We start from the raw sequence: 15,789 nt of genomic DNA, 5'->3' as shown, positions 1-15,789 counted from the left end.
CCTCCGGCGGCCACCCGTTACCGATCCGCCGCAGATCTCCTCGCCGCCGCACGAAGCGAAGACGACACACCGACAAGTTGATTCCTTACGGCTTCTGTGCGCGTCCTTCGGTTCAGGTCGCCTTCCTGGCCAGCGTTTGCAGGGCCCGCACGGTAGGTGATCCTGGGGCGGCTGTGATCAGGACGACTTCCTGGTCATCCTCGGGCACGAGCAGGACGTCGCAGTTCACCCGCAGCGTGCCGGCCTGTGGGTGGTCGAAGGTCTTGGTGCGGTGGCCGGGGGCGTGGACCGGACGCATCTGCCAGATCAGCCGGAACTCTTCGCTGTCGGCGTGTAGTTCGGCCAGCAGGGCGATCAGCTGAGGGTCGTGCGGGTAGCGGTCGGCGGCCCGGCGCAGCCGCGCCACGACGATGTGCCCGAACTCCTCGGTGCTGGAGCACTCGTCCATCCGTCCCTGGCCCAGGAAGCGGCGCCGCGCCAGGTTTGTCGTCCCGCGCGCGAGGTCGCCGCCGAGCAGTGCCCGGGCCAGGGGGTTCCAGGCGACGACACCGTATGCCGCGTCGGTGACGATGGCAGCGGTCTCCGGCAGCCGCTCCAGCATCCGGGCTACGTGCGGGCGTACTCGCCGCACGGCGTTGCCGGCGGGCGGCGCGTCCGATCCCGCCAGCCGGAACAGGTGGCTGCGCTCGGCCGGCGTGAGCCGCAGCGCCTGGGCCAGCGCGTCCAGGATCCGGGCTGATGGCCGCGGTCCCCGGGCCTGCTCCAGTCGCGTGTAGTAGTCGACCGACATGTGGGCGAGCTCGGCCACCTCCTCGCGCCGCAGGCCCGGAGTACGGCGGGCGGTGCCCGTCGTGGTCAGCCCGATCTCGTGCGGGCGAAGGCCCGCCCGACGGTCCCGCAGGAAGCGGGCCAGTTCCTGCCGCGCCATGCCATCTCCTGCCGCTTGCCTGGTACGGACTGTCCCTGGCAGGGCACCCACCGCCAGGGGAGCGTGGTTGCCATGAACGATCGCACAGCTCTGGTCACCGGTGCCAACAAGGGCATCGGCAAGCACATCGCCCGACTGCTCGCGGCCGAGGGCCTCACCGTGTACGTGGGCGCCCGCGACCCGGGGCGCGGACAGCGGGCCGTCGAGGAGATCGGTGCCGGCGCCCGACTCCTGGTCCTCGACGTGACGGACCCCGACGCCATCGCACGAGCCGCGGCTCAGGTGGACCGCCTGGACGTGCTGGTCAACAACGCCGGCATCTCACCGTCACTCGCCCCACCGGCCGACACCGGCGTCGAAGAGTTCCGGCGCACGTACGAGACCAACGTGTACGGGGTGCTGGCGGTGACCAATGCCTTCCTGCCCGCCCTGCGCCGGTCCCCGCACCCGCGCATCGTCAACATCTCCAGCGGCACCGCGTCGCTGACCTGGAGCACCAACCCCAACCCCCAGTTCACCCCGGGCACCGGTGGCGCCGCCGCCTACCGGTCCTCCAAGGCCGCCCTCAACGCCCTCACCGTCCTCTACGCCCAGACGCTGGCCGAGCACGGCTTCAAGGTCAACGCGCTCGCCCCCGGCCTGCGGGCCACCGATCTCAACCCCAGGGCCGCCGCGGCCGGCGGTGACCCTGCCGAGGCCGCCCGGGGCGCCCTCCGCCTGGCCCTGCTGCCGGACGACGGCCCCACCGGTGGTTTCTTCTCCTGGGACGGCACGCCCGTGCCCTGGTGATCGGTGATCAGTCGTGGGCGGCGTCGGGGACGGCTGTCCCAGCGGTGGGTGGTCCAGGCTCTGCGGCTTCTCCTCTCCGGCCGGGGCCGCGAGCGCTGGAAGCGGTTCGACCTTCTGAACACCCCCTGCTTGCCACGCCTCGGCCATCGCTGTCGGCGATGCCCGTCACGCGCACTGCGACACCGGCCTCGGGGAGCAATGGAACAGTGGTTGGCGTTAAGCATTGACCGACGTCATGGACGCCGTTGACGGCGGGCGTTCCCGCCGGTTACCCGTGCTTGTCCGGTTCGGCGTCGGCGAGGGCGCGGTATCCGCCGAGATCTCGGGCTGGGCGAGGACGTCGCCGCGGTGTACGACTCGGACCGGACCCGGGGCCATCATCGGATGCTGATCCGCCGGCGTAGCGACGTCGTGTCGGACATTCAGCAAGACCGCCGTCGTCGTCATCACCGCGAAGTCCGCCGGGCGCAGGGCCTTCGGCCTCGCCACCGCAGGCGTCCGTCTCGCTTGACCTCTTGCGCGTCAGTCCGGCAGCCAGTGCAGCTCGTGCGCCAGGGTTTTGGCGACGGCACGGATGCGGCGGTGTAGTGGCGACTGCTCGCGTGGGAGGACCAGGTGGATCGTCAGGCTGGGCGCACCCCGCAGCGGTCGCCAGGTGAGACCGGCCGGTTGTGCCGTGGCCGCGGCTTCTCCGGCCGGGGCGAGGGTGACCCCGTCGCGCAGGTCGCGCTGAGACATGTCGAAAGAGACTGCGGGCGTGTGGAATCGGGGGTGTGGTCGGGTGTCTCGGAACAGTGCGGACAGCTGATCGTGGATCACGGGGTTGGCCGCACGGTCCGGGAGTCGCAGCGGATACGCGGCCGCGTCGGCGATCTCGATCTCCGGGTGTTCGGCCAGCGGATGGTGCTGCGCCAGCTGGACCCCGATGCGCGCACGCCGCAGCAGGAACCGGCGCACGCCACGGCCCGGTTGTTCACCGCGGGTGATCCCGGCATCGATGCGGCCGTCGGCGACCGCGGGGGAGATCTCCGGTGTCGCCATCGGGACCGCGCCGACCTCGAGTCCGCTGTTGCCGCGAATCAGCCTGTCCACCAGGGCCGGTGCCGTCTCGGCCCCGGTGCTGAGGCTGTATCCGATGCGCAGCGTGCCCAGTTCACCGGTCGCCGCGCTCCGGGCGGTGTCCCATGCCCGGTCCAGCGCCGCCAGCGCGGGCGGCGCGGACTCCGCCAAAGCCGCACCGGCCGTGGTCAATACGACGCTACGCGTGTTGCGGACCAGCAGGGCCGTACCGAGTTCCGCCTCCAATCGGCGCATCCGGGCGCTGAGTGCGGGCTGTGCGATACCGATCCGTGCGGCCGCGCGGGTGAAGTTCAACTCCTGTGCCAGCACCAGGAAGTACCGCAGGCTCACCGTATCCGGCGTCACGTGCCCTCCCTGCCGATTGATAACGATCCGTTCTGAGTCTATCCCGTACCGGTCTTTCCCTCGGTCGCACATCAAGCCCTAACCTGCGCATACGGCGATTCAACTGACCGCAGTACCCGTCGCCGGGATCGATCGATCTGAGTGTCAATTCGAAGTCGGACGTGTCCGGCCGAACACAGGAGGTTTCCATGGCCAAGGGCTACTGGGTCAGTGTCTACCCCGCCATTTCCGATCCTGAGAGGCTGACTGCCTACAACAAGCTGGCCGGTCCGGCTGTCCGGGCTGGGGGCGGGCGCCTCCTGTCCCGGGGCGGTCGAGTCGTCGCCCACGAGGCCGGAATCACGCAACGCGTCGTTCTGATCGAGTTCGACAGCTTTGAACAGGCCGTCGCGGCATACGAGAGCGAGGCATACCAGAAGGCGCTGGTAGCCCTCCCCAGCAGCGTCGAGCGCGACTTCCGCATCATCGAAGGCGTCGACTGACCGGCGGGCCCAGCCATCGCTGAGCATCCGTCACCTGATACGCACACGGTGCTGAACGACGACTCACGAGACGAGTTCGAAGCGATGCCCCGCGTCCCAGTTCGTCGTCGACGCCGGCGTCGACCTCGGCCTGGGTGACCCACAGGCGCACGGCGGTCTCGGCCAGGTCGAAGTCCTTGGCCACCTGACCGATCGAGCGGTCCCCACGTCGGCACAGCTCGACGATCTCGGCCTTGAACTCCGGCGTGAACGAGCGGCGAGGGCGCGGCTTCTTCTTCCCCATGCTCTCCATGATGGACATCATCCTTCCGGGGCCGAGGCCCCTGATCTCAGGTGTCCGTCAAAGCGGATCAAGCCCAGTCCGCAGCGAGGGGCGGAGGGGCCTCGTGGACCGGTCAGGCGGCCCGTCGCTTGAGAGCCGCCCGGTCCGGGCTCAGAGGGTCGGGCGGCCCAGGCTCCGCTCGCGCACCGGCGGAGCCTGGGTGGCGATGAGGGCGGCCTGGACTCGGCGTTCGACGCCGAGCTTGGCGAGCAGTCGTGAGACGTGGTTCTTGACGGTCTTCTCGGCCAGGTAGAGGCGCTGGCCGATCTGCCGGTTGGTCAGGCCCTCACCGATCAGCGAGAGGATCTCCCTCTCGCGGTCGGTGAGCTGAGGGAGACCGGTGGTCTGCGGGGTGGCGTCGCCGCGCAGCCGGTTCATGAGGCGGGTGGCGGCACCGGGGTCGAGCATGGACTGTCCGGAGGCGACAGTACGCACGGCGGTGACGAGGTCGGTGCCGCTGATCTGCTTGAGGACGTAGCCGGAGGCGCCGGCCATGATGGCGTCGAGCAGGGCCTCCTCGTCGTCGAAGGAGGTGAGGATGAGGCAGGCGAGTTCGGGCATCCGGGAGCGCAGTTCGCGGCAGACGGTGACACCGTCGCCGTCGGGCAGGCGCATGTCCAGGACGGCGACGTCGGGGCGCAGGGCGGGGACGCGGGCGAGTGCTTGCTCGACGGTGGCGGCTTCGCCGACCACGGTGAGATCGGGTTCGGCGTCCAGCAGGTCGTGAACGCCCCGGCGGACCACCTCGTGGTCGTCGAGGAGGAACACCTTGACCGAGCCGCTCGTGTTGTCCGCCATCATCGCTCCGCTCCACGGCCCGCCGTGCCGAGCCACCTGGGACCACAGCTTAGCCGCGCGCGCAGGGCCACCTGTCCGGTCCTCGAAAGGCTGATCCGTCCGGGAGTGGGGCGGACGGTCAGCCGGCCTGCTTGCCCGGTGCGGTACGGCCACTCCAGACGGGTTCGTACAACGCCCAGGAGGACTGCCAGGAGTCGCAAGCGCGCCGGTCCAGAACGGCCAGCCGGGCGGTGAGACCACTGGCGACGAGCACCGTCAGGCCACAGAAGGCGAACAGCCCGATGAGCAGCGCGTTGACGGCGGTGTCGGTTGCCGATGGAGGCGCGGCGACCGGCCGGCCGCGGTCGTCGACCCAGGTACTCACGGTCGAGCCAGGGGACGTGCGGCGCGGGACGGCAATGCTGCCGGTGTGGTTCCGGTCGCCGGGCCAGCTCCAGTAGGCATCGGCCGCGTACATCGTTCGACCGGCGACGGTCGGGTCGGCGCCCCGCGGAGGGGAGAGTGTGACCGCATCGACCCGGTGGAGTCGGGAGGCGGCTGCGAGGGCCTGCGGGCGGGACATCGCATAGTCGGCCGCGGTGGCTCCGGCGCAGACCAGCGCCGCCAGCGCGATGCCGAGGAAGGCCATCAGCACGGCCTGGCTGCGGTGGCGGTCGACGGGGCGCCCCAGCGGGTTGCCGTCGCGGCCGAAAGCACGACGGAGGTGGCCGCGCAGCATGCCGCGAGCAGGGACGGACCGGGCGGGGCGACGAGCGTCGGTCATGTGGGCTCTCCTCTGTCCTCCGGTACGAAACCGGGCCCGAAGCGGCGGACCTCGGTCGGGCCGCGACGGATGGTGGCGTGTTGTGACGGCGGCGCCAGAGGGCGGGTGGGCTGTCGCCGGTCGGACCGGCTCTCTCTGCAGGTCCGCACCGGTCACGACGGCGCGCCGTGCTGCGCAGTCGCCCGCCAGTCTCCGGGGCCGGCGAAGCGATGTCCCAGGGACCGAAGGGACCCGCGCGGGGGCCGATGGTCCCGATGATCCGCAGTCAGCCAGGTGTTGCCCGGCGACCGTGGTCGGCCCGGTGGGAACGGAACGTCACACGGGAAGCAGGGCAAAGGCCTGAGGGGCCGGTCGGCCCGGGATCGGGTGGGACCCATGGGGGCGGCATCCGGGACCGCCGGGTCCGAGGTAAGGGACTGTCGGCCCCTGGGGCGCGGCAGGGCCGTGAGCAGAGGATCTTCAGCGACGGGCGGTGAGGAACGGACCGGCCCACGGATTTTTCGCACATCGGCAAAGGAGCCGCTTCATGTCAGCGCTCGATCGCGAGAGACGATCAGAGAGTCCGGACGGCACGCGGGCCCGGCAGGAGCGGTCGTTCGGGCTGCCCGCCGCGACCGCGCTGGTCGTCGGCAGCATCATCGGGACCGGGGTGTTCGCCCTGCCCTCGGCCCTGGCACCGTACGGGCCGATCGCCCTGGTGGCGTTCGTGCTGGTGACGCTCGGCGCGCTGGCGCTCGCGGCCACGTTCGGGCGCCTGGCCGAGCGGTCCCCGGGTAGCGGCGGCCCGTACGTCTACGCCCGGGAGGCGTTCGGCGAGTTCGCGGGCTTCCTGACCGCCTGGTCGTACTGGATCACCGCCTGGGCGGGCAACGCCGCCATCGCGGTGGCCTGGGTCGGCTACGTCGAGGTGTTCGTCAACAAGGGCCACCACACTTGGGCGTCCGTCGCGATCGCCCTGGTGGGGCTCTGGGTGCCTGCCGCCGTCAACCTGGCCGGCGTGCGCAGCATCGGGGCCTTCCAGGTGGTGACCACGGTGCTCAAATTCCTCCCGCTGGCGTTCATGGCGACCGCAGGCCTGCTGTTCGTGAAGTCCGGGAACTTCGGGGCCTTCAACGCGAGCGGCGGCTCGGCGCTCGGAGCGGTCTCGGCGGCGGGGGCGATCGCGCTGTTCAGCTACATCGGTCTGGAGACCGCCTCGGTGGCCGCCGGGCGGGTACGGGAGCCGAAGCGCAACGTGCCGCGCGCCACCGTGTACGGCACGCTGGCCTGCGCCGGGATCTACCTGCTCGGCACCCTGGCCGTCTTCGGGACCGTCCCGAACGGTCAACTGGGCTCCTCCACCGCTCCGTTCACCGACGCGATGAACAACATCGCGGGCGGCACCTGGGCGGGCGACCTGGTTGCCCTGGCGGCGATCGTCTCCGGGATCGGTGCGCTCAACGGCTGGATCCTGATCTGCGCCGAGATGCCGATGGCCGCGGCCAAGGACGGACTCTTCCCGGCGGCGTTCACCAGGGTCCGGGGCCGCGGCGAGGTGCCGGCCTTCGGCATCGTGTCGGCGACCGTCCTCGCCTCGGTGCTCACCGTGGTCAGCTACACCGGCTTCACCAGGGTCTTCACCGAGATCGTGCTGCTGAGCGTGCTCACCGCGGTCATCCCGTACCTGGTCTCCGCCGCCGCCCAGCTGTTCTGGCTGGTGCGCCGGGGCCGGGAGGAGCTGGACCGCCGCCGGTTCGTCCGGGACACCGTCGTCGCGCTCCTCGCGCTCGCCTTCTCCTACTGGTCGATCCAGGGCAGCGGCTACCAGACCGTCTACTACGGCCTGTTCACCATCCTGCTCGGCATCCCCGTCTACATCTGGCTCAAGCGCCCCCAGACCGAACCCGCCGCCATCGGGCAGCTCGAGGAGGACGCCTCCCCGGCCGATCCGCCGGCCGTCGCCCCGCAGCTTCCGCACGCCGCCCGGGCGGCCCGTCCGATCGGCCTGCCGGCCATCCTGCGCCGGGCCCTGACCCCGCGCCACCCGCACTGAGCGCCACCTGCGCCACGTACCACCCGCACCGAGCACCACCTGCACCGAGAACGAGGAGCGAACCCTCTATGTCCACCCTGCGTGTCGATTCCGAGGCCGGCCGCCTGCACCAGGTGATCCTGCACCGACCGGGCCTGGAACTGTCCCGGCTGACCCCGCGCAACGTCGACGAGCTGCTGTTCGACGACATCCTGTGGGCCAAGCGCGCCCGCGAGGAGCACGACGCCTTCGCCCAGGTGCTGCGCGACCACGGCGTGCGCGTCCACCACTACGCGGACCTGCTCGCCGAGACCCTCGACATTCCCGCCGCCCGCTCCTGGCTGCTCGACCGGGTGGTCACCCCGGCCGTGGTCGGCCAGGCCCTGGCCGACCCGGTCCGGGAACTGTGCGGGGAACTCGACGGCACCACCCTCGCCGGTTACCTGATCGGCGGCGTCCTCAAGGACGACCTGCCGCTGCGGAACCCGCACAGCCTGCTCTGGCACACCCTCGGCGACCAGGACTTCGCCCTTCCGCCGCTGCCCAACCACCTCTTCCCGCGCGACAACTCCTGCTGGATCGGCGCCCGGTACAGCCTCAACCCGATGGCCCGGCCCGCCCGCCGCCGGGAGACCCTGCACACCGCCGCCGTCTACCGTTTCCACCCGCTGTTCGCCGAGACCGCACCACCGCTGCTCGACGGCACCACCCCGATCCCGGGCATGAGCCTGGAGGGCGGCGACGTCCACGTCCTCGCGCCGGGCGTGGTCATGGTCGGCATGGGCGAGCGCACCACCCCGCAGGCCGTCGAGGCCCTCGCCCAGCAGCTGTTCGCCACCGGCACCGCCCACCGGCTGATCGCGGTGCGACTGCCCGAGAGCCGCGCCTTCATGCACCTGGACACCGTGCTGACGATGATCGACCGGGACGCCTTCGTCATCTACCCGGGCCTGGCCGACCGGCTGCGCTCGTGGACCCTCACCCCCGCCCCCGAGCGCCCGGCCGGCTTCGACGTCCTCCCGGACACCGACCTCGCGACCTCGCTCGCCGAGGCCCTCGACCTGGACAAGGTCCGCTTCCTCTCCGCGGAACAGGACGCCCGCTCCGCCGAACGCGAGCAGTGGGACGACGGCAGCAACTTCCTCGCCCTCGAACCCGGCGTCGTCGTCGGCTACGAGCGCAACACCACCACCAACACCCACCTGCGCAAGCAGGGCATCGAGATCGTCACCATCGCCGGATCCGAGCTCGGCCGCGGCCGCGGCGGCCCGCGCTGCATGAGCTGCCCGATCCAGCGCGACCCCGCCAACTGACCACTCCCGAATAGGAATCCACCATGACCATCGACCTGCGCGGCCGCCACTACCTGCGCGAACTCGACTTCACCCCCGCCGAGATCCACCACCTGCTCGACCTCGCCGCCGAACTCAAGGCCGCCAAGCGGGCCGGCACCGAGACGCCCCGGCTCACCGGCCGCAGGATCGCCCTGATCTTCGAGAAGGCCTCCACCCGCACCCGCTGCGCCTTCGAGGTCGCCGCCGCCGACCAGGGCGCCACCACCACCTACCTCGGCCCGGACGGCTCGCACATCGGCCACAAGGAGAGCATCGCCGACACCGCCCGCGTCCTCGGCCGCATGTACGACGGCATCGAGTACCGCGGCTTCGGCCAGGACACCGTCACCGAACTCGCCCGCCACGCCGGCGTCCCCGTGTACAACGGCCTGACCGACGCCTGCCACCCCACGCAGAGCCTGTGCGACGTCTTCACCATGCGCGAGCACAGCGGCAAGCCGCTGGAGGAGATCTCCTTCTGCTACCTCGGCGACGCCCGCAACAACACCGCCAACTCCCTGCTGGTCATGGGGAGTCTGCTGGGCATGGACGTGCGGATCGCGGCTCCCGAGGCGTTGTGGCCCGCCCCGGAGCTGGTTGCGGAGTGCCGGCGGATAGGCGCGGAGACCGGTGCCCGAATCGTGCTGAGCGAGAAGCCGGAGGAGGCGGTCCGCGGAGTCGACTTCCTCTACACCGACGTCTGGGTCTCGATGGGCGAGGACCACAGCCGGTGGCGGGAGCGCGTCGACCTGCTGCTCCCGTACCAGGTCAACGCCGGACTGCTCGCCGCCACCGGCAACCCCGACGCCGCCTTCTTGCACTGCCTGCCCGCCCTGCACGACCGCCGCACCGACCTCGGCGCCGAACTCGCCCAGGAGCACGGTCTGGCCGGGCTCGAAGTCACCGACGACGTCTTCGAGTCCCCCGCCTCCCTCGTCTTCGAGCAGGCGGAGAACCGGATGCACACCATCAAGGCGATCCTGGTCGCCACCCTCGAAAGGAACTGACCATGCGCATCGTCGCCGCACTCGGCGGCAACGCCCTGCTCCAGCGAGGCGAACGCCCGGACGCCGCAGTCCAGTTGCGCCACGTCCACCAGGCCGCCCGCTCGCTCGCCGAACTCGTCGAGGCCGGCCACGAGCTGGTCATCACCCACGGCAACGGCCCCCAGGTCGGTCTGCTCGCCGCCGAGAGCGAGGCCGACCCGGCGCTGACCGTGCCCTATCCGCTGGACGTCCTCGGTGCCCAGACCCAGGGCATGATCGGCACCCTCCTCGCCCGCGAACTGATGGGCCGACTGCCGGGACGCGCCGTGGCGGCCGTCGTCACCCACACCGAGGTCGACCCCCGTGATCCGGCCTTCCGGCAGCCCAGCAAGTTCATCGGCGGCCAACTCGCCGAAGCGCAGGCCCGGTCGATGGAGACCGAACGCGGCTGGACCACCGCCCGGGACGGCGACCGGCTGCGTCGCACCGTACCCTCGCCGCTCCCGGTGGCGGTCAGTGAGGTACCGGTCGTCCGTACCCTCCTGGCCGCCGGGACGGTGGTGATCGCCGGCGGCGGCGGGGGAGTCCCGGTCATCCGCGACACCGACACGGGGCTGCTGCACGGCGCCGAGGCCGTCGTCGACAAGGACCTCACCGCGGCCCTGCTCGCGGAACAACTCGACGCCGACGCCCTGCTGATCCTCACCGACGTCACCCACGTGTTCACCGGCTTCGGGTCCTCCCGGCCCTGCCCGCTGCTCACCGCCACCCCGGCGCAGCTGCGCGCACTCGACCTGCCCGAGGGCTCGATGCGGCCCAAGGTCGAGGCCGCCGCCGCCTTCACCGAACGTACCGGCGGCCTCGCCGCGATCGGCCCGCTCGACAACGCCCTCGGCATCCTCCTCGGCACCACCGGAACCACCGTCCGCGCCCACGCGGAGGAGGACGGCGAGTCCAAGGCTTCCCCGGAGGGGACCGCCGCCCCCGGGGACGGTCACGCCGCACACCACGATCTGCTGCTCCTCGGAAAGGAGTTCTGATGAACCGTCCGCAGACCCACCCGGTCGTCGACGTCCTGGTGGAGACCCGCGGAGAGGTCTCGCCGGCCGCTCCGGCGTACGCGAGGTCCAAGATGGCCGCCGTGCTGGAGCGTCTGGACGAACCCGTCCTCGCCGCCCGGGTGAAGCTCACGCAGGAGCCGCACCACTCGATCGCCAAGCCGTGCCTCGCCCAGGGCATGGTGGACCTCAACGGGCGCCCGGTCCGGGCCCACGTGGCCGCCGCGACCATGCAGGAAGCGGTCGACCTGCTCCAGGACCGGCTGACCGCGAGGCTCACCAGGATCCGCCGCCACCGGCACCACAGTGCGCCGCCGGCCGATCCGGGCGCGTGGCGCGAGGAATCCGGCCACGACCACCGACCGGACCGCCGCGGCCTGGTTTCGGAGGAGCGGCGGATCGTCCGCCACAAGGCCTACAGCCTGGCCCGTCAGAACGTGTGGTCCGCGGTGTTCGAACTGGAGGCCATGGACTACGACTTCCACCTGTTCACCGACGCGGCGACGGGGTGCGACAGCGTGGTCTACCGTGACGGGACCACCGGCGGCCACCGGGTGGCGGCGGCCGGCCCGGCACCGGAGCCGTTGACGGGACTCCCGGTGAGCACCCACGCAGTTCCGGAGCTCGGCGTCGCGGACGCCGTCTCGCGGCTCGACCTCAGCGGCCTCCCGTTCGTCTTCTTCACGGACACGGCCACCGGACGTGGCAACGTCCTCTACCACCGCTTCGACGGCCACTACGGCCTCATCACCCCGGTCGTGTAGAGCGGCGGAGCATCCGGTCGAGAGCGTCGGAAGGCGTGGGCCGCAAGGGGTCCACGCCTTCCGACGCTCTCGACGGGACGGACGGGTGCGGGTCCCGCGTGATGGTCCGCGAGCGGACGACTGCTGCGGGAACGGGCGAGCTCGTGACGGATGGGGCAGGGCCTCCACGGCCCTGCCCCATCCGTTGCCACCTGGCCCGCCCCATCCGGTGGCACGCTCGCCGGGACGCGGGACGACCGCGTGCCAGCCGAGTTCCTTCGCGATTCGGGCGCGCAGGCGCTCCGAACTCCTCGGCTCGCCGTGGATGATGTAGACCGTGTCGGGAGCGGGGCCACCGCTCAGCCAGCCGAGGACCTCGCCGGCGTCCGCGTGGGCCGAGAAGCCGGGCACGTTGACGACCTCGGCCCGGACGGGGACGCAGGTGCCGAACATCTTCACCGACCGGGCGCCGTCGACCAGGTCCCGGGCACGGGTGGCCAGGGCCGCGAAACCGACGACCAGGACGCTGTTGCGCGGGTCCGGGAGCAGCCGGCGCAGATAGTGCAAGTGCGGCGATGACGCCCGCCGTGGTTGAAGTGGGTACCGGAAGTCTCACCGAGGGTGTACACCAGCGCCAGGACCATGGCTCCCGGAGCGATGGCGGCCGCAGCGAGGCCCACGACGCCGTGCGAGACCGCGGCCGCCACGGCGGCGCCGGCGGCTACCAGTACCAGGAAGAAGGTGGCCCACAGCCTCGGCGACCAGCCGCTGACGGCCGGGACGGGGCCGGCTCGCCACCGGATCGGCCCGTGCCCGGCCTGTTCCTTCCGCCCTACGGTCTGCCCGTGGCCCTGCCCGCCGCTGATCGGTCGCCATATGCGGTCCCCTCTGGGGCATGTGGTGTGTCCTGGGGAGACCAGGGAACCGGAGGTGACGGCGCACTGCCGAGGACCGGAGGTCCCGACGGGGGGCCGACAGGCACTGCCTCGCGGTGTGGTTCGGGTCTCGGTGACGGTGTGATGGTCGTCTGCGAGAATCTATCGGCTGGTTACCAGGGACGAGGAGGCTCGCGTGGGCGGGGACGAGGCACGGCCGCGCGTGCCGCAGTTGCGGTTGGACGAATTGCTGGAGGAGCTGCAGGCGCGGATCGACGCGGCCCGGGGCACCCGGGACCGGGTACACAGTCTGCTGGAGGCCGTTCTGTCGGTCGGCCGGGAGCTGGACCTCACCCAGGTGCTGCGGCGGATCGTGGAGGCGGCCGCGGTGCTGGTGGACGCCCGGTACGCGGCACTGGGCGTCATCGGGCCGGACGGCGAGACGCTGTCGCAGTTCCTGACGGTCGGCCTGGCGGAGGAGGAGATCGCGCAGATCGGCCCCTACCCGACCGGCAGGGGGCTGCTCGGCGAGCTGATCCGCCACCCGGAGCCGTTGCGGCTGGACAATCTGTCCGAGCACCCCGCCTCGTACGGCTGCCCGGCGCATCATCCGGTGATGAGGACCTTCCTGGGCGTCCCGGTGCGGGTGCGCGGTGAGGTCTTCGGCAACCTCTACCTGACCGACAAGCGCGGTGGCGAGGAGTTCGACGCCGATGACGAGTCCGTCATCTCGACGCTCGCGGTCGCTGCCGGGGTGGCCATCGACAACGCCCGCCTCTACGAGGAGTCCCAGCGCCAGCACGGCTGGCTGCGCGCGAGCGCGGAGATCACCAGGGCGCTGCTGTCCGGCAGTCCCCGTTCCGAGGTGGTGGAGCTGATCGGACAGCGGGCCCGGGAGATCACCGGCGCCGAGCTGGCGGACATGTCGGTACCGGTGGCCGGCACCGGGGCGCTGCGGGTGGAGCTGGCACTGGGCGGTGACGCGGCGGGGCGGCTGGGGCTCGTGGTTCCGGCGGACGGCACGCTCTCGGGCGAGGCCGTCGCGAAGGCGGAACCGGTGACCACCGCAGACCTGGCCGGCGACCCTCGGCTGTCCGCCGGGCCGCGCCGCTTCGACGGCCTCGGCGCCGCGGTGGCGGTTCCGCTGGGTCGGGCCGGCGGCCTGACTGAGGGCGTGCTGCTCCTGGCCCGCCGGGCCGGCGAGCCGCCCTTCACCGAGCGGGAGATCAGTCCGCTGCTGGGTTTCGCCGACCAGGCGGCCCTGGCCCTGGAGCTGGGGGAGCGGCGCCGGGACGCCGAGCAGCTGGCGATGCTGGAGGACCGTGACCGGATCGCCCGCGACCTGCACGACCTGGCCATCCAGCGGCTCTTCGCCACCGGTATGACCCTGCAGAGCGCCGCCCGTTTCATCGACCACTCCGGGGCCTCGGACCGGGTGCTGCGGGCGGTGGGGGACCTCGACGAGACCATCAAGATCATCCGATCGACGATCTTCGGCTTGCGGGCCCGGGAGGACACGGCCGGCCACGGGCTGCGCGCCCGGGTGGTCCGGGTGGTCGAGGATGCACAGCCAGCGCTGGGGTTCGCACCCCGGCTGAGCATGGAGGGCCTGCTCGACACGGACGTCCCGGCGGAAACCGCCGACCACGTGGTGGCGGTGCTGGCCGAGGCGCTGAGCAACGCGGCGCGCCACGCCGGGGCTCGCCGGGTCGAGATCTCGCTGCGGGCGACCGGCACGCAGGTGGTGCTGGTCGTGCAGGACGACGGCGTGGGCATCCCCGAGCAGGGCAGGCGCAGCGGTCTGCGGAACATGGCCGAGCGGGCGGAGGGCCTGGGCGGCGGGCTGGAGCTGTCGAGCCCGCCGGAGGGCGGGGCCCGGCTCGTCTGGTCGGCCCCGCTGGGGGGCTGATCGCGTACCTCCGGTGCATGGGGGAGCAGGTGGGGGGCCGGCCGTTCGCTGCTCCATGCCGACCGGGCGGGCCCGCTCACGAGGCGCGCGAGTTCGCGCACCTCGACGACGGCGGCTTCTGGAGCGGTTACCTGCCGGCCGGTCCCGCAACGAGCCGAGAGGCGGAACACCGCCACTGCCACCTGCCGGCTCACGGCGCGGGGCGGAAGGGCCCATCAGCTGTGCGGGACCACCGCGACGGGGGCGGGGGAGTGGTGGATCGCGGCGTGGGCGACGGGGCCGAGGCGCATTCCCAGCGGGTGGCGGTGGTCACGCCGGCCGACGACGACGAGGTCGGCGCCGGCCGCTGAGGCCAGGAGGGCGTTGGTGGCCCCACCGATCCGGGTCTCGGCGGTCACCTCGACCTCCGGATGGGCGACCCGCGCGGCGGCGAGTGCCTCGGCCAGCACGACCCGCTCGCCGGCCTCTGCGGCGGCGACGTCGATCTGGGGCGGTACCCAGCCGGCAGCCGCCCAGGCGGGCACCGGGTCCCAGCCGTGGACCGCCCGCAACCGCGCCCCGCGCCGGGCGGCTTCGGCGAACGCGAAGTGCAGGACGGCGTCGGAGGCGTGGTGTCCGTCGACCCCGACGACGACCTCGCGACGGGCCGGTACATGCGAGGGCGGCTCGGTAGGCCCATCCGCTCGGACCAGGACCAGGGGAACGGTGGCGCGCGCCGCTACTGCCAGACCGACCGAGCCGACCAGCAACCCGGAGAAGCCGCCGAGTCCGCGGGATCCCAGGACGAGCAGTTCCTGGTCCTTGCCCGCGGCGATGAGCGCGTCGGCCGGGTCGTCGCCGACCACGGTGGTCTCGACGGCCAGCCCTGGGTACGCCCGGCGGGTCCGCTCAGCGGTGTCGGTCAGTGCCTCCAGTGCGGCCGGCCGAAGGTCGCGGGCCAGGGAACCATCGGCGTACTCCGTGCTCAGCCAGGGCCAGGCGTGCACGATCCGCAGGCCGACGCCTCGGCGCACCGCCTCCTCGGCGGCCCAGTGCACCGCAGCCTCACTCTGTGGCGATCCGTCGATCCCGGTCAGGACAGAACGCGTCATCGTTGTTCCCCTCATGGCAGTCGGGTGGTGTACGGCCAGGACACTTGCCGGTCCTGCGCCCTGGGAACTCTGTCGGTGTCGGCCGGGTCGGGCACAGGACCGATCGGGCCGACCAGAGGGGCGATGGTCCCTGGCCGGTTCTGGGAGTCGAAGCGGTTCCGCACCGACGCGGACGTGGGCTGCCGCAACGGGATGCATGGGCGGCACGGCGCAGCGGCGGAGACCGGGATGCCCCGCACCCCCCCCGCGCCGCCCCCCGGGCGGGGGGCGGGGAC

General features: G+C 72.1%; 14 protein-coding genes and 1 pseudogene. 8 read left to right on the top strand and 7 right to left on the bottom strand.

Features of this window, described 5'->3' with window-relative positions:
• Positions 1 to 112: 112 nt before the first annotated feature.
• The gene (locus ABZW30_RS44215; protein WP_355676989.1) at positions 113 to 928 is read right to left on the bottom strand and encodes a helix-turn-helix transcriptional regulator; all 816 of its coding nucleotides are present in this window, start codon (positions 926 to 928) and stop codon (positions 113 to 115) included.
• 72 nt (positions 929 to 1,000) lie between these two features.
• Here ABZW30_RS44215 and ABZW30_RS44210 point away from each other — a divergent pair, with 72 nt between their 5' ends.
• Complete coding sequence (locus ABZW30_RS44210; protein WP_355676988.1) at positions 1,001 to 1,717, top strand: SDR family oxidoreductase; 717 nt, start codon at positions 1,001 to 1,003, stop codon at positions 1,715 to 1,717.
• A gap of 522 nt (positions 1,718 to 2,239) precedes the next feature.
• Here the strand turns inward: ABZW30_RS44210 and ABZW30_RS44205 are convergent.
• Positions 2,240 to 3,214 carry a LysR family transcriptional regulator gene (locus ABZW30_RS44205; protein WP_355676987.1) on the bottom strand — a complete coding sequence of 325 codons (975 nt, stop codon included), beginning with the start codon at positions 3,212 to 3,214 and terminating at the stop codon, positions 2,240 to 2,242.
• 116 nt (positions 3,215 to 3,330) lie between these two features.
• Here ABZW30_RS44205 and ABZW30_RS44200 point away from each other — a divergent pair, with 116 nt between their 5' ends.
• On the top strand, positions 3,331 to 3,624 hold the full coding sequence (locus tag ABZW30_RS44200) for a DUF1330 domain-containing protein (protein WP_355676986.1): 294 nt from the start codon (positions 3,331 to 3,333) through the stop codon (positions 3,622 to 3,624).
• Here the strand turns inward: ABZW30_RS44200 and ABZW30_RS44195 are convergent.
• The 3 genes from ABZW30_RS44195 to ABZW30_RS44185 all read right to left on the bottom strand — a co-directional run bounded on the left by ABZW30_RS44195 (position 3,605) and on the right by ABZW30_RS44185 (position 5,507).
• Positions 3,605 to 3,907 (bottom strand): transposase, encoded by a 303-nt coding sequence (locus ABZW30_RS44195; protein WP_355676985.1) that lies wholly within the window; start codon positions 3,905 to 3,907, stop codon positions 3,605 to 3,607. The two genes, ABZW30_RS44200 and ABZW30_RS44195, sit on opposite strands and share 20 nt — an antisense overlap.
• Positions 3,908 to 4,057: 150 nt before the next feature.
• Positions 4,058 to 4,744, bottom strand: coding sequence for a response regulator transcription factor (locus ABZW30_RS44190; RefSeq protein ID WP_355676984.1), 687 nt, complete (start codon positions 4,742 to 4,744; stop codon positions 4,058 to 4,060).
• 118 nt (positions 4,745 to 4,862) lie between these two features.
• Positions 4,863 to 5,507, bottom strand: a complete 645-nt coding sequence (locus ABZW30_RS44185) for a hypothetical protein (protein ID WP_355676983.1) — start codon at positions 5,505 to 5,507, stop codon at positions 4,863 to 4,865.
• Between the two features lie 526 nt (positions 5,508 to 6,033).
• Between ABZW30_RS44185 and ABZW30_RS44180 the strand changes: the two genes are divergently transcribed.
• From ABZW30_RS44180 to ABZW30_RS44160, 5 genes are all read left to right on the top strand, one after another.
• On the top strand, positions 6,034 to 7,539 hold the full coding sequence (locus tag ABZW30_RS44180; RefSeq protein WP_355676982.1) for an amino acid permease: 1,506 nt from the start codon (positions 6,034 to 6,036) through the stop codon (positions 7,537 to 7,539).
• 68 nt (positions 7,540 to 7,607) lie between these two features.
• Positions 7,608 to 8,831: an arginine deiminase gene (locus ABZW30_RS44175; protein WP_355676981.1), complete on the top strand. Its 1,224-nt coding sequence runs from the start codon at positions 7,608 to 7,610 to the stop codon at positions 8,829 to 8,831.
• Between the two features lie 23 nt (positions 8,832 to 8,854).
• The gene (argF, locus tag ABZW30_RS44170; protein WP_355676980.1) at positions 8,855 to 9,859 is read left to right on the top strand and encodes an ornithine carbamoyltransferase; all 1,005 of its coding nucleotides are present in this window, start codon (positions 8,855 to 8,857) and stop codon (positions 9,857 to 9,859) included.
• Between the two features lie 2 nt (positions 9,860 to 9,861).
• Positions 9,862 to 10,878 (top strand): carbamate kinase, encoded by a 1,017-nt coding sequence (locus ABZW30_RS44165; RefSeq protein ID WP_355676979.1) that lies wholly within the window; start codon positions 9,862 to 9,864, stop codon positions 10,876 to 10,878.
• Positions 10,878 to 11,660, top strand: a complete 783-nt coding sequence (locus ABZW30_RS44160) for an HPF/RaiA family ribosome-associated protein (RefSeq protein WP_355676978.1) — start codon at positions 10,878 to 10,880, stop codon at positions 11,658 to 11,660. Before ABZW30_RS44165 ends, ABZW30_RS44160 begins: the two co-directional genes overlap by 1 nt.
• Before the next feature lie 240 nt (positions 11,661 to 11,900).
• Here the strand turns inward: ABZW30_RS44160 and ABZW30_RS44155 are convergent.
• Positions 11,901 to 12,092 (bottom strand): annotated as a pseudogene (locus ABZW30_RS44155) (MBL fold metallo-hydrolase RNA specificity domain-containing protein); the annotation flags it as partial.
• 618 nt (positions 12,093 to 12,710) lie between these two features.
• Between ABZW30_RS44155 and ABZW30_RS44150 the strand changes: the two are divergent.
• The gene (locus ABZW30_RS44150) at positions 12,711 to 14,423 is read left to right on the top strand and encodes a GAF domain-containing sensor histidine kinase (protein ID WP_355676977.1); all 1,713 of its coding nucleotides are present in this window, start codon (positions 12,711 to 12,713) and stop codon (positions 14,421 to 14,423) included.
• Positions 14,424 to 14,638: 215 nt separating this feature from the next.
• Here ABZW30_RS44150 and ABZW30_RS44145 read toward each other — a convergent pair whose 3' ends face one another.
• Positions 14,639 to 15,514: a universal stress protein gene (locus ABZW30_RS44145; protein ID WP_355676976.1), complete on the bottom strand. Its 876-nt coding sequence runs from the start codon at positions 15,512 to 15,514 to the stop codon at positions 14,639 to 14,641.
• Between the last annotated feature and the right edge of the window lie 275 nt (positions 15,515 to 15,789).

The sequence above is a fragment of the Kitasatospora sp. NPDC004669 genome, assembly GCF_040609455.1.
Lineage (GTDB): Bacteria > Actinomycetota > Actinomycetes > Streptomycetales > Streptomycetaceae > Kitasatospora.
The sequence above is the reverse complement of the archived record's forward strand: the minus strand, read 5'-3'. Positions and strand labels throughout refer to the sequence as shown.